A 16802-nucleotide genomic window follows, 5' to 3' on the forward strand; every position below is an offset into this window, starting at 1 on the left:
CCAGCGAAGGGAACAGCATGCGGCCGTACACATCGGAATGGCTCTCGCTGCCTGTCGCCTACGTCGCCGAAGTCGCTCTCGCCGTGGACGCCCTCGAATGGTGGGACGACCCCTTCGACCCCCGCGACGCCACGATCCTGCTGGTCTCCGGGTCCGCGCTGGTCTGGGACGAGGAGAGCGGCTGGCGGCACGGCCGGTTCGTCTCGGGGGAGAAGGGCGTGCGCACCGAGCTGGCCGACCCTCGCTACCTGGGCGGTGGTGTGCTGCCCAGGCCCGCGGACGTGCCCGTCCTGCAGGCCATGGGCGGCAGTCCCGCCAGGCCCGTCTACCGGTCCTACCACGACCACGGCGACGGGCTCGACGAGCGGCTGGCCACCTACACCGTCCCCGCGATCGTCTAGCGGGCCCGGCGCTGGCGCAGGAAGTCGCTGACGACGTACTCGCCCAGGCGGTCGGCGCTGGGGGAGAAGACCCTGCCGCCGTTGCGCCTGGCCACCTCGTCGACGAACTCCTTCAGCCGGTCGTCGCCGGCCAGCATGAACACGTTGATCGTCGCGCGCCGCCTGGTCATCTTGTCGACCTCGGCCAGCGTCAGCTCCAGCGTCTCCGGTGAGGGCGGCCACTCGAAGGCCGAGCGGCCGTTGCGCATCAGGTGCGCGGTGGGCTCGCCGTCGGTGACCACGAGCACGACGGGCTCGAAGTCGGGATGCCGGTCGAGGTGGCGGCCCGCGATGAGCAGGGCGTGGTGCAGGTTCGTGCCCTGGACCATGTCCCAGTCGAGGCCGGCCAGCTCGTCGGGCTGCAGCACCCTGGCGTAGTTGGAGAAGCCGACGATCTGGACGGCGTCCTGCGGGAACTTGGCGGCGACCAGCGCCTGGAGGGCGAGCGCGGTCTGCTTGGCGGCGGCCCAGGTGCCGCGGAGCGCCATCGAGTACGACAGGTCGACGAGCAGGCACACGGCGGCGGCGCTGCGCCGTTCGGTCTCGCTGACCTCGAAGTCGTCGACGGACAGCCGGACCCGCGGGGAGGCGGCACGCGCGCGCCCCCCGAGGCGGTCGTCGGGCCGCCCCACGGCGGGGGCCGGCCGGGGCGCGGTGCGGGCCGCCCGGCCGAGGTCGGTACGGCCGGCCGCGTCGTGCCGGCGGATGCCGTTGACGAGCGTGCGGACCACGTCGATCGGCTGCTCGTCGCCGAAGCGCCACGCGCGCGACGACCCGGTCAGCTCGCCCGCCGCCCCCGCGTCCCGCTGGTCGTGGTCGCCGCGCCGTCCCGCGTCCAGGGAGGAGAAGACGCGCCGCAGCGCCGTCTCGCCGAGGCGGCGCACCGCCTTGGGGGTGAGTTCGAGCTTGCCGCGCCGCCGCAGCAGGTATCCCTGCTGCTCCAGCTCGCGTTCGATCCGCTTCAGCGCCTCCAGGTCGTCGACCGCCGACCGGCCGAGGGCGCGGCGGATGGCGGCCTCGTCGATGTCGTCCAGGCGCGCGCCGGGGTAGTCCTGCCGGAGCGCGGCCTCCAGCTGGGTGAGGTCGGCCAGCTCCTCGAGCGCGGTCACGGCGTCGCCCATGCCCATGGGGTCCTCGCCGGTCAGCCGCTCGGGGGTGGTCCACGCCAGGTCGGGCCTGCGGGCGTAGAGGGAGTCGCCCAGGCGGCGCATCTGCTCGGACAGTCCGGCCTGGTCGAGCGTCTGGTCGATCAGGTTGGCGAGCTCTTCCCGCTGGCGCGGGGTGAGCGAGGCGAGCATGCGCTGGGTGGCGGCGGCCCTGCGGGCGAGGGTGTCGACCAGCTCCTCGAGCGTGCGCGGCCGCTCCGGGAACATGTCGCCATATTTCGACATGAAGGAGTCGAAGTCGGCTTGGGTGTGCTCGCCCCGGGCGTCCCGGTCCAGCATGTCGTTCAGGTCGCTCAGCATCTGCCTGATCCGCTCCATGGCGGCCGGATCAGGGTTGGCCAGCGCGTCGCGCATGCCCTTGAACTGGGTGTCGAGCACCTCCCTGCGCAGCAGGTCGCGCAGCTCCTCGAAGGTCTGCCGCGCCGCAGGCGAGCGCCAGTCGTAGGAGCTCAGCTCCTGGATCGCGCTCGCGGTGTCGTCGGGCAGGGCGTCGAGAGCGGCCTCGCGCAGGCGGGCGTCGTCCGACGGGTCGGGGAACAGCTCGGCCCGCTCCTGCCCGATCGCCTTGTCCAGCAGCGAGCGGGCCCGGTCGAGGGTGCCGTCGAGCCGTCCGCGCTCGCGCAGCTCGCGGCGGCGGCGCCGTACCTCGCGGAGCATGTCGTCCAGGCCCCTGCGGTCCTGCGCGCCCGGCAGGCCGCGCTTGAGCAGGTCACGCAGCGCGTGGACGGGGGTGGACCCGGACAGGATGGCGTCGCCCATCTCGTCCAGCGCCGCCCGCACGTCGTACGGCGGAGCGAGCGGGTCCGGCCCTTCGTGGTACTCGCCATAGCGGTAGGCCATGCGCCCACGCTAACCCGAGATATCCGGCTATGCGTCGCCGAAGACCTCCCAGACCTCCACCAGTTCGCCGCTGAGCGGGTTGTAGTCGGCTTTCACCAGGATCGGGTGCGCCTGCGCCTTCAGCGCGGCGGTGAAGTCGCCGGCCGCGCAGTTCTTCGTGCCGAGCCCGTCGCGGTCGGCGTTGACCGGCCTGCCGGACAGCCAGCCCGCCGAGCACGAGGCGGTGACGCGGTAGAAGCCGAGGGCGTGGGTGTAGCCGAGCTTGCGCCCCTTGAAGGAGACCGTGGTGTCGTCGACGCGCTTGAGCGTGCCGAAGGCGCTCCTGGGCGTGCCCCAGTCGGTCAGGAACTCGCTGACCTTGACCGCCTTCGTGCCCGAGTACTCGATCTTGAGGGGGGCGGGGCCCCGCTGCAGCGTGAAGGCGAGGTCGGCGGGCGTGCACGCCGTCCGGCCCAGGCCGCTGCCGTCGAGCGCGACCCGGCCCTCGGTCTCGACCAGGTCGCAGGCCACGGTGAGCCTGCGGTAGGCCGCCTTGGTGTAGTCGAGCCTGACCTCCTTGGCGCCCGCGACGGCCTTCAGCCGGTAGCGCCGGATCCCGTGCTCCTTGACCAGGGTCGCGCCGGCGGGCGTGATCCTGAGCACGCCCTTGCCGTCGGCCCAGGCGAAGCCGTACGCGACCGAGCCGGAGGTGGCGGCCGAGGCGGCCCCTGGCGTGCAGAGGCCGGCACAGAGCACGGCACTGGCGGTCAGAGCGGGCAGGCGCATGATCTCCCCCGAGGTCGTAGGTGTCATCCTCTAGGACGCCGGAGATCACGCAAATGTTCACCCGAGCGTGTCGGCGGATCAGGTGCGGTAGACGGCCACCCCGTCCATGTCGTCCTTCGACAGCCGGCGCATGAGGTACAGGCCCTCCAGGGCGAACTCCAGGGCCGCGGCCGCGTGCCCCGGCGACTCCTCGCCGGTGCCCATGCCCAGCTTCGACATGATCCTGGCCAGGCCGTCGACGGGCCCGATGCGGCGCAGCAGCTCGGCGGCCGGCACCAGCTCGCCCGACTCCACCTGGGTGCCCGCCGAGAATTTGTCCAGCAGCGGCGTCAGGTCCAGGCCGCCGAGCCTGCCGCGGAAGGTCTCGGCGGTGGCGCGGCGCAGCAGGTGGGCGAGGATCTCGATCTCCCTGCCCTCCTCGCTGACCTCGAACTCCACCTTGCCACGCAGGCTGGGGACGACCGGGGCCAGGTCGCAGACGCGGGTCACCGCGCGCTCCTCGCCGGCGATGGCCGCCCGCCGTACGGCGGAGGCGGCGGCGGTCTCCGCCGCGGCGATGGCGAAGCGCGCCGACACGCCCGAGCGGGCGTCCACGGCGGTCGACTCCCTGACCAGGCGGGTGAAGCGGGCGATGACCTCGACGAGGTGCTCGGGGACGTCGGCGCCGATGTCGGGCATCGACTCCTGGCGGATGAGCGCGAGCTCGTCCTCGATGGTCAGCGGGTAGTGGGTGCGCACCTCGGCGCCGAAGCGGTCCTTCAGCGGGGTGATGATCCGGCCGCGGTTGGTGTAGTCCTCGGGGTTGGCGCTGGCGATGAGCAGGATGTCCAGGGGCAGTCGCAGGTTGTAGCCGCGCACCTGGATGTCGCGCTCCTCCAGCACGTTCAGCAGCGCGACCTGGATGCGCTCGGCGAGGTCGGGCAGCTCGTTGACCGAGAAGACGCCGCGGTTGGTCCGTGGCACCAGGCCGTAGTGGACGGTCTCGGGGTCGCCGAGCGTGCGGCCTTCGGCGATCTTGATCGGGTCGACGTCGCCGATCAGGTCGCCGACCGAGGTGTCCGGCGTGGCAAGCTTCTCGCCGTAACGCCCGTCGCGGTGCTTCCACGCGACGGGCAGCTCGTCGCCGAGCTCGGCGGCCAGCCGTACGCAGCGGGCGCAGACCGGCGCGTACGGGTGGTCGTTGATCTCGCAACCCTCGACCACGGGGGTCCACTCGTCGAGCAGGCCCGTGACCGTGCGGATGAGGCGGGTCTTGCCCTGACCGCGTTCGCCGAGGAGGACCAGGTCGTGACCCGCGAGGAGGGCGCGCTCGAGATGGGGCAGGACGGTGTCGTCGAAGCCCACGATGCCGGGAAAGCGTGTCTCTCCCGCGCGCAGCCTGGCGAGCAGGTTCTCGCGGACCTCGGTCTTGACGCTGCGACGGACGTGACCGCTGTCTCGCAAGTCGCGGAGAATACGAGGCTGATGCACGCGTTCGAGACTACGTCTCCTTGGGGGAATGGGGGAATGTCTTTCGGATTTGACTGATGCGTGACGATAAGGGCGCGTGCTTGTCCTCCCAGTGGGGAGAATCCGCCCGAGGGGCACTCCGAAGCGTGAGGAGGCGAGACGCGTGGCCCTGTTGACGAGCCGGTTCGCGGACGGCCTCGCTGTGGGATCCGACCTGGTCGCCGCCGCGGAGACGGCCGTCCGGCAGGCTCTGGCCGGGCTGAGCGGCCCCGCCGATCTCGTCTGCTTCTTCATCTGCGGGGAGGACCCCGACGACGTGGCCAGAGCGGGGCAACGGGCCATGGCCGTCGCGCCCGCCGCCCACGTCATCGGCTGCAGCGCGACCGGCGTCATCGGCGACGGGCAGGGCGTGGAGCTCACCCCGTCGGTCAGCGCGTGGGCGGCCACGCTCGACGGCGGCCGGCTGACCACGTTCGCGCTGGAGACCCTGACCGCCGAGGACCGGTTCGTGATCATCGGCCTGCCCGAGCGCCAGGCGGACGACAGGGTGGCGATCCTGCTGGCCGACCCCTACAGCTTCCCCACCGACGCCTTCGTCGAGCGCTCCGCCGAGGTGCTCGGCGACCTGCCGCTGATCGGCGGCCTGGCCAACGGGCTGCAGGGCAGGGGCTCGGTACGGCTGTTCGCCGGGGGTGAGGTCTACGACGAGGGCGCCATCGGCGTGCTGCTGGGCGGCGAGGTCAAGGTCAGCACGGTGGTCAGCCAGGGGTGCAGGCCGATCGGCCCGACGATGGTCGTCACCAGCGCGGAGGAGAACCTGCTGCTGGAGCTGGCCGGCCAGCCCGCGCTCGCCAGGCTGGAGGACATCGTCAGCGAGCTCGACGAGGACGACCGCGAGCTGGTCGCCTCGGGACTGCAGATCGGCGTGGCGATGGACGAGTACGCCGAGCACCACGAGCGGGGCGACTTCCTGATCCGCGGCGTCCTGGGCATCGACCCCGAGCGGGAGGCGGTGGCCATCGGGGACGTGGTCGACATCGGCAGGACGGTGCGCTTCCAGGTGCGCGACGCCGCCACCGCCGACGAGGACCTCTACGACCTGCTCGACGCGCACCGCGAGCAACTGGGCAGGATCGACGGCGCGCTCCTGTTCGCCTGCAACGGCAGGGGGTCGGCGATGTTCGGCACCGCCGACCACGACGCGGTGGCGGTGCGCGACACGCTCGGCTCCATCGGCCTGGCGGGCTTCTTCGCCGCGGGAGAGGTGGGGCCCGTGGGCGGCCAGAACCACGTCCACGGGTTCACCGCCTCGATCCTCGTCTTCTCCTCCTGATCTCCGCCGGGCGGGGGTCAGCGCAGCGCGTCGACCGGTTCCATGCGCGCCGCGCGCAGCGACGGGTACAGCCCCGCCAGCAGACCGACCATGGCCCCCGCGAGCGGCGCCACCAGGGCCAGCCGCAGGTCGAGGACCGGGGTCCACTGCTTGGCCGCCGAGACGCCGACGATCGCGACCACGCCGAGGCTGGCCCCGATCACCCCGCCGGTCAGTCCGGTGAGCGTCGACTCCAGCAGGAACTGGGCGGCGATGTGCCGGCGCGCCGCGCCCAGCGAGCGGCGCAGGCCGATCTCGGCGACGCGTTCCATGACGGTCACCAGCGTGACGTTGGCGATGCCGACCGCGCCGACCACGAGCGAGACCAGGCCGAGGATCAGGAACAGCGCGTTGACGTCGTTCTGTACGGCGTCGCGCGCCCTGGTGGGCGACGGCGGCGCGATGACCTGCAGCACGTTCTCGTTGCCGGGGCTGAGCGCGAGCGGCGCCTGCCCGGCGACGAGGTCGGCGGCGCCCAGACTGGTGTTGATGAGCACCCTGGTGACGTCCCTGAGCCCGAACTGCCTGCCGAGCGTGGGCGGGACCATGACCGCGCCGGCGAGGTTCCGCTCCCGTTTCATCCCGCCCAGGATGCCGATCACCGTGTAGGCGTGCTTGCCGATGAAGACGGCGGGCGCGCCCTCCAGGCGGGTGATGCCGAGCATCGCGGCCGCCTGCTCGCCGAGGACGACCACCCTGTCCTTGCGCGCGAGGTGCCCCACGTCGAAGAAGCGGCCCTGGAGCAGGCTGCCCTTGACCGCCTGGGGAAGGCTGGGGCTGGCGGCCACCACGGTCAGGGTCTGGTCGGTGACCCTGGTCGGGTCGACGATCTTGTTGGAGCGCACGCTCAGGTTGGCGCTGTCCTTGGTCTCGGCGACGGCGGCGGCCGACGTCACCCCGCGCAGCCTGGTGACCTGGTCGACGGCGTCCCACTCGACGAGGGCCGTGCGTTCCTCGGGGACCTCGACGGTGATCGCGGTGGCGGTCAGCTCGTCGAACCTGCCGACGATCTGGTTGCCCGCGGTGGCGGCGATGCCGAGCGTGATGACCAGCGTGGTGATGCCGAGCACGGTGCCGAGGGTGGTGAGCGCGGTCCTGACGGGGCGGGCCAGCATGCCGGCCATGGCCTCGTTCAGCAGGTCGCGAAGGTCCACTACTCCTCCACCAGGACGCCGTCGGTGATCCTGACCCTGCGCTTCGCCCGGTCGCTCACCTCGTTCTCGTGGGTGATCACCACGATCGTCAGCCCCTGGTCGCGCAGGTCGTCGAAGAGGTCGAGGACGGCTTCGGTGTTGCGGCTGTCGAGGTTGCCCGTGGGCTCGTCGCACAGCAGCAGCGAGGGGCCGCCCATCAGCGCCCTGGCGATCGCCGCCCGTTGCCGCTCTCCGCCGGACAGCCGGTCGGGCAGGAAGTCCACCCGGTGCGACAGGCCGACGCGCTCGAGCGCCGCCAGCGCTCTGGCCCTGCGGTCCTTGCGCCCGCGCCTGGCGGCGCCGCTCCGGTACACCTCGGCCAGCATCACGTTCTCGGCCACGCTGCGGTGGGGGAGCAGATGGAAGGACTGGAAGACGAAGCCGATACGGCTGCCGCGCAGCCTGGTGCGCTCGCCGTCGGGCAGCTCGGTGGTCTCGATCCCGTCCAGCCGGTAGCTGCCCGAGCTGGGCCGGTCGAGCAGCCCGAGCACGTTGAGCAGCGTGGACTTGCCCGACCCCGAAGGGCCGATGATCGCCATGTAGTCGGTCCGGTGGACGTCGAGCGAGACGCCGGACAGCGCGCGCACGGGCGGGTCGGCGGGGAACTCCCTGCCGACGGCGTTCAGGGCGATGACGGGCTCAGGCACTGTTGACCACCACCCGGTCGCCCTGCTTGAGGTCGCCGGTCACCTCGACCTTGCCGTCGGCGGTGAGGCCGGTGCGCACCTCGACGTCCCTGGTCCTGTCCGGCGCGACCTCCACCCGGACCCGCGCCTTGCCGTCCGCCGAGGTGATGACGGCGGCCACCGGCACGACGAGGACCGCGCTGTCCGTCGCGCCGACGGTCACCTTGACGGTGACCGACGCGCCGGACAGGCCCCTGAGGCCCTTGCCGGACAACGGGCTGATCAGGACCGGTTCCGAGCTCGTCGCCGAGGTGTTCTCACCCGCCTTGGCCTCGCCGGTGGCGAGCTTCGCCTCCTGCCCGAAGGCGGTCAGCCGCGCCGGGAACGTCCTGCCCGCCTCGGTCTCGATGACGGCCGGCATGCCCTCCTTGAGCAGGGTGGCCTCGGTCGCCTCCACCGATCCCGTGACGACGAAGGTCGAGCTGGTCACGGTGGCGATCGCCTTGTCCACGGTCTCGCCGGCCTTGACCGCGGCCTTGTGCAGGCGGGCGGGCAGTCGCGGCAGGAACACCAGTTCGCCCGGCGGGATCGTGGTGCCGTAGCCGCGCAGGTACTCGGCCATCAGCGTCTTCGCCGCGCTGACGTCCTTCCTGGCGTTGGCGACCTTCAGCTTGGCGGGGGACAGCGCGCGGGCCTGCCGCAGTGCCTGCTCGGCGACGGCCACGGCCTCCTCGGCGTCCCGCACGCCCTTGCTCAGCTCGGTCAGCTTCTTCTCGCGGGCCTGCCGTGCCTCCTCCTCGATCCGCCCGTACGCCCTGCGTGCCGCGTCGAGGTCGGCCCGCGCGTTGGACACCTTCAGCTCCAGCAGCGTCGTGTCGGCGGGCGGCTTCGGCGTGGCCGGCGGCGCCGGGGTGGCACCCGGCGCGCCCGGCCCGGTGGCCGGCCCGCTGGTCGGCCCAGTCGTCGGCCCGCTGGTCGGCCCGGTGCTCGGCTCCTGCCTGCCGTTGTCGGCCCTGGCGGCGGCCAGGTCCTGCTCGGCCTGCAGCAGCTTCTCCTCGGCGGCCCGGACGGCGGCGTCGGCGCTCTCGATCCTGGCGATGTCCTCGGGGGTGTGCTCCTGCTCCTTCGCCTGCCGGTGGGCGCGCTCGGCCGCCTTCAGGTCCGCCCGCGCGTTGGTGAGCTTCAGCTTCAACGGCAGGACGTCGCCGCCCTGGTCGAGCGTCTTCTGCTCGACGGCCAGCGTCTCCTGCGCGGTCTGGACGGCCTTGCGCAGCGTGTCGAGCTGCTGGCGGGCCTCCAGCGTGGGTTGCTGGGCCGCGTAGCCCTTCCTGGCGTAGAACCGGGTGACCGCCGCGACGGTGGCCTGGTCGAACACGCCCGTGACGCGCGTGCCGTACCCGAGGCGGCGCAGCGACCGCTGCAGTTGCTCGACGTCGTCGCCCTTGGCGCCGGGTGCGATGGTGCGGTGCATCGGCACCTTGCCCGTCATGGCGAAGACGGGCCTGCCGTTCACCTCCAGGAGGACCCCGCCCTCCCTGATCGTGCCGGGACGGGGCGCGCGGGTGGCGCGCTGGGTGGTGTCCGCGCCACCGGCCGCGCCGCCGACCCCGCCGCCGACCATGCCGGCCAGCGAGACCGGCAGCGGCGAGCCGTACTCGAGGGTGCCGTTGACCACGATCGTGCTGGCCAGCCTGGTGTGCTCGACGGGCGCGGTGACCAGCGACGCCTTGGGCGGCCTGCGCAGCGCCGCCTCGTCGGCGGGCGAGCGCAGTCTGGTGCTGACTCCCCAGCCGACACCGGCGATGGCGATCACGCCGGCGACGGTGCCGACGAGCACCTTGCGGGGGGACTTCACGTCGGAACTCCTTGTTCTCGGGCATGCTGAGGTTCTCGGGCATGCTGAAGTTCTCGGGGGTGCCGAAGTTCTCGGGCATGCCGAAGAGAGCTCGTGGCACTGGAGCCGGGACGAGCCGCTAGCGGAGGCTGCGGCGCCTGGCGCGGAACGGCACGGCGACCGCCGCGCCCGTCAGGACCACCAGCAGGGCGGCATGGGCGATGTCCTGCCTGGCGACGAGCTCGACGGAGGCGTTCTCCCAGAGCACGGCCGTCGCGGGCACCAGGTAGACGCCCGCGGCGACGGCCCAGCGGGGGTCGGCGGTGAGGTGACCGGCGCAGGCGGCGCCGACGAGCAGGACGACCTCCAGGCAGACCCTGGCCATCGCGGTCGGCGAGCCCGCGACGATGTCGAGCCACGCCGGGTCGGCCCCGGCGACCAGCGGCACCGCGGCCAGCCACCACCACGAGCGGGCGCGGGGCCGTTCACGCCTGCTCGCCAGGACCAGCAGCCCGGCGACGATCAGCGCGTTGGAGGTCAGCGGGGCGATCGGGCCGCCGTGGCCGTACAGGGCGGGGCCCGACCACGGCCCGTCGGGGAAGACCGGCAGCAGCGTGGCGTCCAGCCACGGGTGGCCCATGGTGATCGCGGTGACCTTGACGGCGACGGCGCCCGCCACCGGGAGCGCGAGCCTGACGTGGCCGCGCAGGACCAGCACGAAGGCGACGGCCGACAGGGCCAGCCACAACGGGATGCCGCCGGCGTAGGGGATGAGCACCGCGAGGTTGAGCATGGCCAGCGCGACGACGCCCCTGTGCAGCCCGTCCGTCCAGGCGGGCCCCTGTGCCGCCGAGATGACGCGGGCGCGGATCCCCCCGACGACCAGGGCGACCGCCTCGCGTGCCGGAGGTATCGCCCGGCCCGGCTCCGCGCTGTCCAGCAGGATGCCGAGAAGCTCGTCCCCGTGGTCGGCCCGGTAGCCGTTCGGATAGGCCCGCAACAGCCAGCGGTACCGCCGCTCGAGGGTGGTCATGCGAACGTGGCTCCCAGGCTGTGGCGTCCGGTCACCACGGCGGCCGCCTGCTGCATGCGCCTGGCCTCCGCCTCGACGATGCGGTTGCCCTCGTCGGTGATCCTGAAGTAGCGGCGCTTGCGGCCGTTGACGACCTCCTCGCGCTCCACCGCGATGACACTGTTGGCGGCCAGCCGGTCGAGCGCGCCGTAGAGGGTGCCGACGGCCAGCGTGATCCGGCCCTGCGAGAGGTCGACGACCTTCTTGATGATCGCGTGTCCGTGGAGCGGGCCGTCCAGGAGCGCGGCGAGAACGAAGTAGGTCTGCTCACTCAACCCGGATGATCCCTTGGACATAGCGGAGAACGTACTTCGCTCGCCGAAGTATCGTCAAGACCATGCCCGCATCCCGAACTCCTCGTCGACCTTGGCGTCGATCTCGTTCGCCTTCGGCAGGTAAGCCGGGTAGAAGCCCTTGCCGCACTCGAGGTCGTCGAGCGCGATCCTGATCTCCCTGGTGAGGTACGGCCTGGCCTGCGCGGCCGTGAGCGTGGGCTCGTAGACCCGGCCCTCGGGCAGCTTGCTGTCGTCGACGTCGTCGGTCTTGCCGAGGTTCACGACCATGGCGCGGACCTGTTCGTCGCCGCGCACGGCCATCGCGGTCGGGTTGGTCTTGGGTGCCCGGTAGCCCTTGCCCTTCAGGCACTCGGCCATGCTCGCCGCCTTCTCCGCCAGGACGGGGTCGCCGTCGAGGGCGCGGGTCTTGGCCTGGGTCCTGGCCTTGTCCACCTGCTCGTAGTGGTCCATCGACGACGCCACGACCTTTCCGGTGATCTTCTTGATCGCGGCCACGTAGCAGGTCTCGTAGGCGCTGCTGTAGGCCTTGCGCTGCTGCTGGGACAGCGAGCTCTGGATCTTCCAGTTCGGGTTGATCTCCGGGTTCTCCGGCTCGAACATCGGGCTCTCGTACTCCTTGGGGTAGACGTACACGGCGAAGTGCCCGAAGCCGTACTTGCCGCGGACCGACTTCATCGCGGCGTAGTCGCCGCTGCCGGCCGCCTTGCGCTCCTGGCTCAGCGTGCGGCCCTTGGCGACGAAGGCGACGTACTTGAAGCCCTTGCCCTTCATGCAGGTGGCCAGCTCGGCCTCCTTGCGCTGCTCGACTCCCTGGACGGCGGGGCTGGACGCGGCTTGCGTCGCGGTGCCGGCGCATCCGGTGGCCAGGGCGAGGGTCAGGAGCGCCGCCGCGCGCCTCGTCGCCCGAACTCGGCGTTGATCTGGCATGGGGAGGACCATACTTCGCGTGGCGAAGTATGGTCAAGAGCGTTCCGCCGACGCGGGTGGTGGGAGACTGGGCGACATGGTTCTCCCGCAGGTGACCCTCGACGACGTGGTGGCCGCACGCGCCCTCCTGGCGGATGTCGCCGTGCAGACCCCCGTGCTCCGGTCCAGGATCCTGTCGGAGAGCATCGGCGGTCCCGTGCACCTCAAGTGCGAGAACCTCCAGCGCGCGGGCTCGTTCAAGGTGCGCGGCGCCTACGTCCGCATCGCCAGGCTGACCGACGACGAGCGGCGCAAGGGCGTGGTCGCCGCCAGCGCGGGCAACCACGCGCAGGGGGTGGCGCTGGCCTCGGGCCTGGTCGGCACGCACGCCACGGTCTACATGCCGGAGGCCGCGCCGCTGCCCAAGGTGGAGGCGACGCAGGCCTACGGCGCCGAGGTCGTGCTCGGCGGAACCAGCGTCGACGTGGCGCTGGCCAGGGCGAAAGAACACGCACGGCGCACCGGAGCGGTGTTCATCCACCCCTTCGACCACCCCGACGTCATCGCCGGCCAGGGCACGATCGGCCTGGAGATCATCGAACAGCTTCCGGAGGTGGGCACGATCGTGCTCGGCATCGGTGGCGGAGGGCTGGCCGCGGGCGTGGCCCTGGCGGTGAAGTCGCTACGGCCGGGCGTGCGGATCGTCGGCGTGCAGGCCGAGCAGGCCGCCGCCTACCCCGCCTCGCTGGCGCTGGGCGAGCCCGTCGTGGTCGATCCCTCGGGCACCATGGCCGACGGCATCGCGGTGGGCCGCCCCGGCGAGCTGCCGTTCGACATGATCCACTATCTGGTCGACAGCGTGGTGACGGTGTCGGAGGAGGAGATCTCCCGCGCGCTCGTGCTGTGCGTCGAGCGAGGGAAGCTGGTCGTCGAACCCGCCGGCGTGGTGGGGGTGGCGGCGCTGCTCGCGCATCCGCGCACGTTCGAGCCGCCGGTGGTGGCGGTGCTGTCGGGCGGCAACATCGACCCGCTGCTGCTGTCCAACGTGCTACGGCACGGCCTGGCCGCCGCGGGGCGCTACCTCACGGTCAGGATCAGGCTGTCCGACCGGCCTGGCGCGCTGGCCGGCCTGCTCGTCACGCTCGGCGAGCTGCGCGCCAACGTGATCGACATCGTCCACGAGCGGGTCAGCGCCAGCCTGCACGTCGACGAGGTCGAGGTGCGGCTGCAACTGTCGACCCGGGGTCAGGCACACAGCGACGAGGTGCTGGGGGTGCTCACGCGGGAGGGCTACAAGATCTTCGGCTGACGACGGCTACAGGCCGATCAGCGGGCCGTACTCGGCCATCACCCGCGCGTCGATGGAGGACTGCTTGGGCGCGAAGCGGGTGTAGAACTCCTTCCCGCACTCCAGGTCCTGCATGGCCGCCTTGACCTCGCGGTCCAGGTGCGACCTGGCCTGCGCGGCGGTGAGCTCGGGGACGTAGCTGCGACCGTCCGCGTGGTTGGGGAACTGCTGGTCGCCCAGCTTGTTGGACTCGGCCCAGAAGGCGTCGGTGCCTCTCCTGGCGAGCGCGGTCGGCTTGGTCGAGGACACCTTGACCCCCTTGGCGGTGAGGCAGTCGGCGAAACGCCCGGCCAGGGCGAGCAGTTCCGGGTCGCCGTCGATCTCGGTGGCCTCCAGCCTGGCCGAGGCCGCGTTCAACAGGTCCACGGCGTGGTCCGTGGAGGTGACGTCCTTGTTGAGCACCTCCTTGGCGGCCTTGCCGAGACAGGTCTTCTCGGCCTTCCGGTAGGAGGCGAGCTGCGAGGAGTTCAGGTTCATCATGATCTTGTTGTTGGGGTTCTCGGCGATGTCGGCCTCGGCGCCTCCGGCCAGGGGATCCTTGGGGTAGACGTGCATGGCGAACACCCCGAAGCCGTATTTCTGGCGATAGGCCTTCATCCCCTCGTAGGTGGTCCTGTCGGGCTTCGGCTGGCTGGGCCGTACGAAGGGGATGTACTTGAAGCCCTGCTGTTTCATGCAGTCGGCCATGATCTGCTGCATCCTGGGCCGGGGATCAGGCGCCTTGGCGGCGGGGGCGGGGGTGGCGGCCTGCTCGGCCGCGCAGCCCGTGACGAGGGCAAGCGAAAGCAACCACGTGACACGACGCATGGAGAAACTCCGGATCTGTCGGGTGATCAGGTGAACGCGCGCATGCGCGACCCGCGCGGCGCGACGGCCGCGACAAGGGTGAGGAACGCCAGCAGCCCCCAGTAGGCGAGGTCCTGGCGCGACTGGTCCATCAGGTGCTGGGCGAAGGCGGCCGAGCCGGCCACCAGGTAGAGCGCGGCGGCCAGCGCCCAGCGCAGGTCACCGGTCAGGCGTCCGGCCCACACCGCGCCCGCCAGCGTCACGGCCTCGGCCGCGATCCTGACCGTGACGGCGGGGGCGGGTTCGTCGAGCGACATCCAGGCGGGATCGGCCGTCGCCAGCAGGGGTACGGCGGCGAGCCACCACGACGAACGCCTGCGCGGCCGGTCCTCCCGCAGGGCCAGGACCGCCAGCCCGGCGCAGGCCAGCGCGGGCCCGGCGACCGCGCCGAGCGGGCCGCTGAGGCCGTAGAGCGGGTCCGGTGTCAGGAAAGCGGGCTCGACCGGCAGCGGCGTGGCGTCCACGAAGACGACGCCGGTGCTGAGTGCCCACGACTTGATCCCAATGAGCAGCGCCAGCGGTAGCGCCGGCCGTAGCCGGCCCATGACCACCAGGACGAGGGCGAGCGCGGACAGCGCGCACCAGAGCGGGATCGACGCGGCATAGGGCAGCCAGGCCGCCAGGGAGGCCGCGCACAGCGCGGTCACGCCGAGGTGGAGGCCGTCGGACCAGGCCGGAGCGGTGGTGGCCTGCCAGGCCCGCTCCTTCAGGCCGTTGGCCAGCAGGCTCACCACCTCCCTCAGCGGTGGCCTGGAGCGCCGCGGGTCGGTGTGCCCGAGCAGGACGTCCAGCAGTTCCTCGCCGTGCGCCGCGCGGTAGGCGCGCGGGTAGGCCCGGATGAGCCGCCGGTAGCGCCGTTCGAGCGGGCTCACGCCAGGCCCAGGTCGCGGCGGCCTCTGACCACGCTGGCCGCGTGGTGCATGCGCTCGGCCTCGGCCTCGGCGATCGCCCTGCCGCGATCGGTGATGCGGAAGTAGCGGCGGTTGCGGCCGTCGACGACCTCTTCGCGGTCGACGATGAGCGTGCCCTGGGCGGTGAGCCGCTCGAGGATGCCGTAGAGGGTGCTGACCGACGGCTTCACGCGGTCGCGTGACAGCTCGATGACCCGCCCGACGATCGCGTGCCCGTGCAGGGGGCCGTCGAGAAGCGCGGCGAGCACGAAGTACATCGGCTCGCTGACTTCCGTTGATCTTCTCGGCATGGCGATCAAGATACTCCGTTTAACGGAGTGATGACAAGGCCGGCTTTCTCGCCTCGAAGAGCCAGGCGTTGAAGAGGGGATCGAGATCCTTGCCCGACAGCCGCTCGGCGAGAGCGACGAACTGCGGCGTCGTGACGTGACCGTACTTGTGGCGGTCGGCCCACTCCTTGAGGATCCTGAAGAAGACGTCGTCGCCGACGCTCATGCGCAGCGCGTGCAGCGTCATGCCGCCGCGGGTGTAGACCGACTCGTTGAACAGGTCGCCCGGCCGGGCCCGGCCGGGCGGGTAGGCCCACATCGCGTCGCCGGCGGGCCTTGCGTAGTAGCCGTCGAAGGCGCTCTGCGCGCTCGCCCTGCCCTTGTGCTCCGACCACAGCCACTCCGCGTACGTGGCGAAGCCCTCGTTGAGCCACAGGTCCTTCCACCGCTTGATCGACAGGCTGTCGCCGAACCACTGGTGAGCCAGCTCGTGGGCGATGATGCTCTCGTCCGGCCGGAAACCGCCGTACATCGGCTTGGTCTGGTTCTCCAGCGCGTAGCCCGCCGCGAAGTCGTCGACCACGCCGCCCGTCGACGAGAACGGGTAGGGCCCGAACACCGTCGACCAGTAGTCGGTCACCTCGCCGGAGGTCGTGTAGAGGCTGTCGAGCGTCGAGGCGAACTTCGGGTCGGCGGCGGCCAGGTTGGGGATGCCCTTCGCGGTCGTGCCCTGGCGCAGTTCGAACCTGCCCAGCGTCATCGTCGCCAGGTAGGTGGCCATCGGGTGCTTCTCCGACCAGGTGAACGTGGTCTTGCCGGCGCGCGTGACGGGCTGCCCGGTCTGCTCGCCGTTCGCCAGCGCCGTCAGCCCCTGCGGCACGGTCAGCTCGAAGTCGAAGCGCGCCTTGTCGGCGGGGTGGTCGTTGGCCGGGAACCAGGTCTTGGCGCCGTTGGGCTGGCAGGCGACGAAGGCGCCGTCATCGGTCGGCACGAAGCCGTAGGTGCCGAGGTTGCTGGAACCGGTGATCGGCCGGGGCCGGCCCGCGTAGGCGACGGCGACGGTGAAGGCGCGGCCCTCGCGCAACTGCTGGGCCGGGGTCACCGTCAGCTCGTCGCCGCTGCGCGCGACCGTGGCCCGCGCGCCGTCGACCGTGACCTCGGAGACCTGGAACCCCGCGAGGTCGAGATTGAAGCGCGGCAGCGGCTGCGTCGCCTTGGCCTGGATCGAGGCCAGGCCGTTCAGCCGCTTGGCCGCGGGGTCATAGTCGATCTTGAGGTGGTAGCGCGTGACGTCGTAGCCGCCGTTGCCGTCCAGGGGGAAGTCGGGATCGCCGATGCCCCGGCCAGGCTCCCCCGGGCTCGTCACCGGAGCGGGCGGGGCGGACGACGCCGCGGTCCCGTCGAGCGGGGCGCAGGCGACCGCCCCCAGAAGCGTCAGGAGCAGAGCGGAGCGCATGGTCCATCAGCCT

16 protein-coding genes are annotated in these 16802 nt (G+C 71.8%); 3 read left to right on the forward strand and 13 right to left on the reverse strand.

Annotated features, from left to right (window positions below):
* Positions 1 to 17: 17 nt before the first annotated feature.
* Positions 18 to 401, forward strand: coding sequence for a DUF6292 family protein (locus tag ACWENQ_RS21395; RefSeq protein WP_449918014.1), 384 nt, complete (start codon positions 18 to 20; stop codon positions 399 to 401).
* On the opposite strand, the gene ACWENQ_RS21400 is transcribed toward ACWENQ_RS21395, so the two are convergent.
* The 3 genes from ACWENQ_RS21400 to ACWENQ_RS21410 all read right to left on the reverse strand — a co-directional run bounded on the left by ACWENQ_RS21400 (position 398) and on the right by ACWENQ_RS21410 (position 4681).
* Positions 398 to 2446 carry a vWA domain-containing protein gene (locus ACWENQ_RS21400; RefSeq protein ID WP_449918012.1) on the reverse strand — a complete coding sequence of 683 codons (2049 nt, stop codon included), beginning with the start codon at positions 2444 to 2446 and terminating at the stop codon, positions 398 to 400. The genes ACWENQ_RS21395 and ACWENQ_RS21400 overlap by 4 nt on opposite strands.
* Positions 2447 to 2473: 27 nt before the next feature.
* Positions 2474 to 3211: a hypothetical protein gene (locus ACWENQ_RS21405; RefSeq protein ID WP_449918010.1), complete on the reverse strand. Its 738-nt coding sequence runs from the start codon at positions 3209 to 3211 to the stop codon at positions 2474 to 2476.
* A 78-nt stretch (positions 3212 to 3289) separates the two neighbouring features.
* Positions 3290 to 4681, reverse strand: a complete 1392-nt coding sequence (locus ACWENQ_RS21410; protein ID WP_452415772.1) for a sigma 54-interacting transcriptional regulator — start codon at positions 4679 to 4681, stop codon at positions 3290 to 3292.
* A gap of 142 nt (positions 4682 to 4823) precedes the next feature.
* On the opposite strand from ACWENQ_RS21410, the gene ACWENQ_RS21415 reads away from it, so the two are divergent.
* Positions 4824 to 5993, forward strand: a complete 1170-nt coding sequence (locus ACWENQ_RS21415; RefSeq protein ID WP_354905622.1) for an FIST signal transduction protein — start codon at positions 4824 to 4826, stop codon at positions 5991 to 5993.
* Between the two features lie 17 nt (positions 5994 to 6010).
* Here the strand turns inward: ACWENQ_RS21415 and ACWENQ_RS21420 are convergent, their stop codons facing one another.
* The 6 genes from ACWENQ_RS21420 to ACWENQ_RS21445 form a co-directional block, all read right to left on the reverse strand.
* Positions 6011 to 7186, reverse strand: coding sequence for an ABC transporter permease (locus ACWENQ_RS21420; protein ID WP_452415773.1), 1176 nt, complete (start codon positions 7184 to 7186; stop codon positions 6011 to 6013).
* Positions 7186 to 7872 (reverse strand): ABC transporter ATP-binding protein, encoded by a 687-nt coding sequence (locus ACWENQ_RS21425; RefSeq protein WP_452415774.1) that lies wholly within the window; start codon positions 7870 to 7872, stop codon positions 7186 to 7188. Before ACWENQ_RS21425 ends, ACWENQ_RS21420 begins: the two co-directional genes overlap by 1 nt.
* A complete protein-coding gene (locus ACWENQ_RS21430; RefSeq protein ID WP_452415775.1) occupies positions 7865 to 9706 on the reverse strand; it encodes a peptidoglycan-binding protein in 1842 nt (613 codons plus the stop codon). The genes ACWENQ_RS21425 and ACWENQ_RS21430 overlap by 8 nt, the downstream gene beginning before the upstream one ends.
* Before the next feature lie 118 nt (positions 9707 to 9824).
* Positions 9825 to 10718 (reverse strand): hypothetical protein, encoded by an 894-nt coding sequence (locus ACWENQ_RS21435; protein WP_354905632.1) that lies wholly within the window; start codon positions 10716 to 10718, stop codon positions 9825 to 9827.
* Positions 10715 to 11053, reverse strand: a complete 339-nt coding sequence (locus tag ACWENQ_RS21440) for a PadR family transcriptional regulator (protein WP_449917999.1) — start codon at positions 11051 to 11053, stop codon at positions 10715 to 10717. The genes ACWENQ_RS21435 and ACWENQ_RS21440 overlap by 4 nt, the downstream gene beginning before the upstream one ends.
* Before the next feature lie 33 nt (positions 11054 to 11086).
* Entirely contained in the window at positions 11087 to 11980 is an 894-nt protein-coding gene (locus tag ACWENQ_RS21445; protein WP_452415776.1) for a hypothetical protein, read from the reverse strand.
* A gap of 76 nt (positions 11981 to 12056) precedes the next feature.
* On the opposite strand from ACWENQ_RS21445, the gene ilvA reads away from it, so the two are divergent.
* Complete coding sequence (ilvA, locus tag ACWENQ_RS21450; protein ID WP_449917994.1) at positions 12057 to 13268, forward strand: threonine ammonia-lyase; 1212 nt, start codon at positions 12057 to 12059, stop codon at positions 13266 to 13268.
* A 6-nt stretch (positions 13269 to 13274) separates the two neighbouring features.
* On the opposite strand, the gene ACWENQ_RS21455 is transcribed toward ilvA, so the two are convergent.
* Genes ACWENQ_RS21455 through ACWENQ_RS21470 form a run of 4 tightly spaced genes read right to left on the reverse strand, consistent with a single transcriptional unit; the run spans position 13275 to position 16789 of the window.
* Positions 13275 to 14114: a hypothetical protein gene (locus ACWENQ_RS21455; RefSeq protein ID WP_452415777.1), complete on the reverse strand. Its 840-nt coding sequence runs from the start codon at positions 14112 to 14114 to the stop codon at positions 13275 to 13277.
* A 26-nt stretch (positions 14115 to 14140) separates the two neighbouring features.
* Positions 14141 to 15025 (reverse strand): hypothetical protein, encoded by an 885-nt coding sequence (locus tag ACWENQ_RS21460; RefSeq protein ID WP_452415778.1) that lies wholly within the window; start codon positions 15023 to 15025, stop codon positions 14141 to 14143.
* The gene (locus tag ACWENQ_RS21465) at positions 15022 to 15354 is read right to left on the reverse strand and encodes a PadR family transcriptional regulator (RefSeq protein WP_354905644.1); all 333 of its coding nucleotides are present in this window, start codon (positions 15352 to 15354) and stop codon (positions 15022 to 15024) included. Before ACWENQ_RS21465 ends, ACWENQ_RS21460 begins: the two co-directional genes overlap by 4 nt.
* Positions 15355 to 15373: 19 nt before the next feature.
* The gene (locus tag ACWENQ_RS21470; RefSeq protein ID WP_452415779.1) at positions 15374 to 16789 is read right to left on the reverse strand and encodes a M1 family metallopeptidase; all 1416 of its coding nucleotides are present in this window, start codon (positions 16787 to 16789) and stop codon (positions 15374 to 15376) included.
* Between the last annotated feature and the right edge of the window lie 13 nt (positions 16790 to 16802).

This window comes from Nonomuraea sp. NPDC004354, from assembly GCF_053602555.1.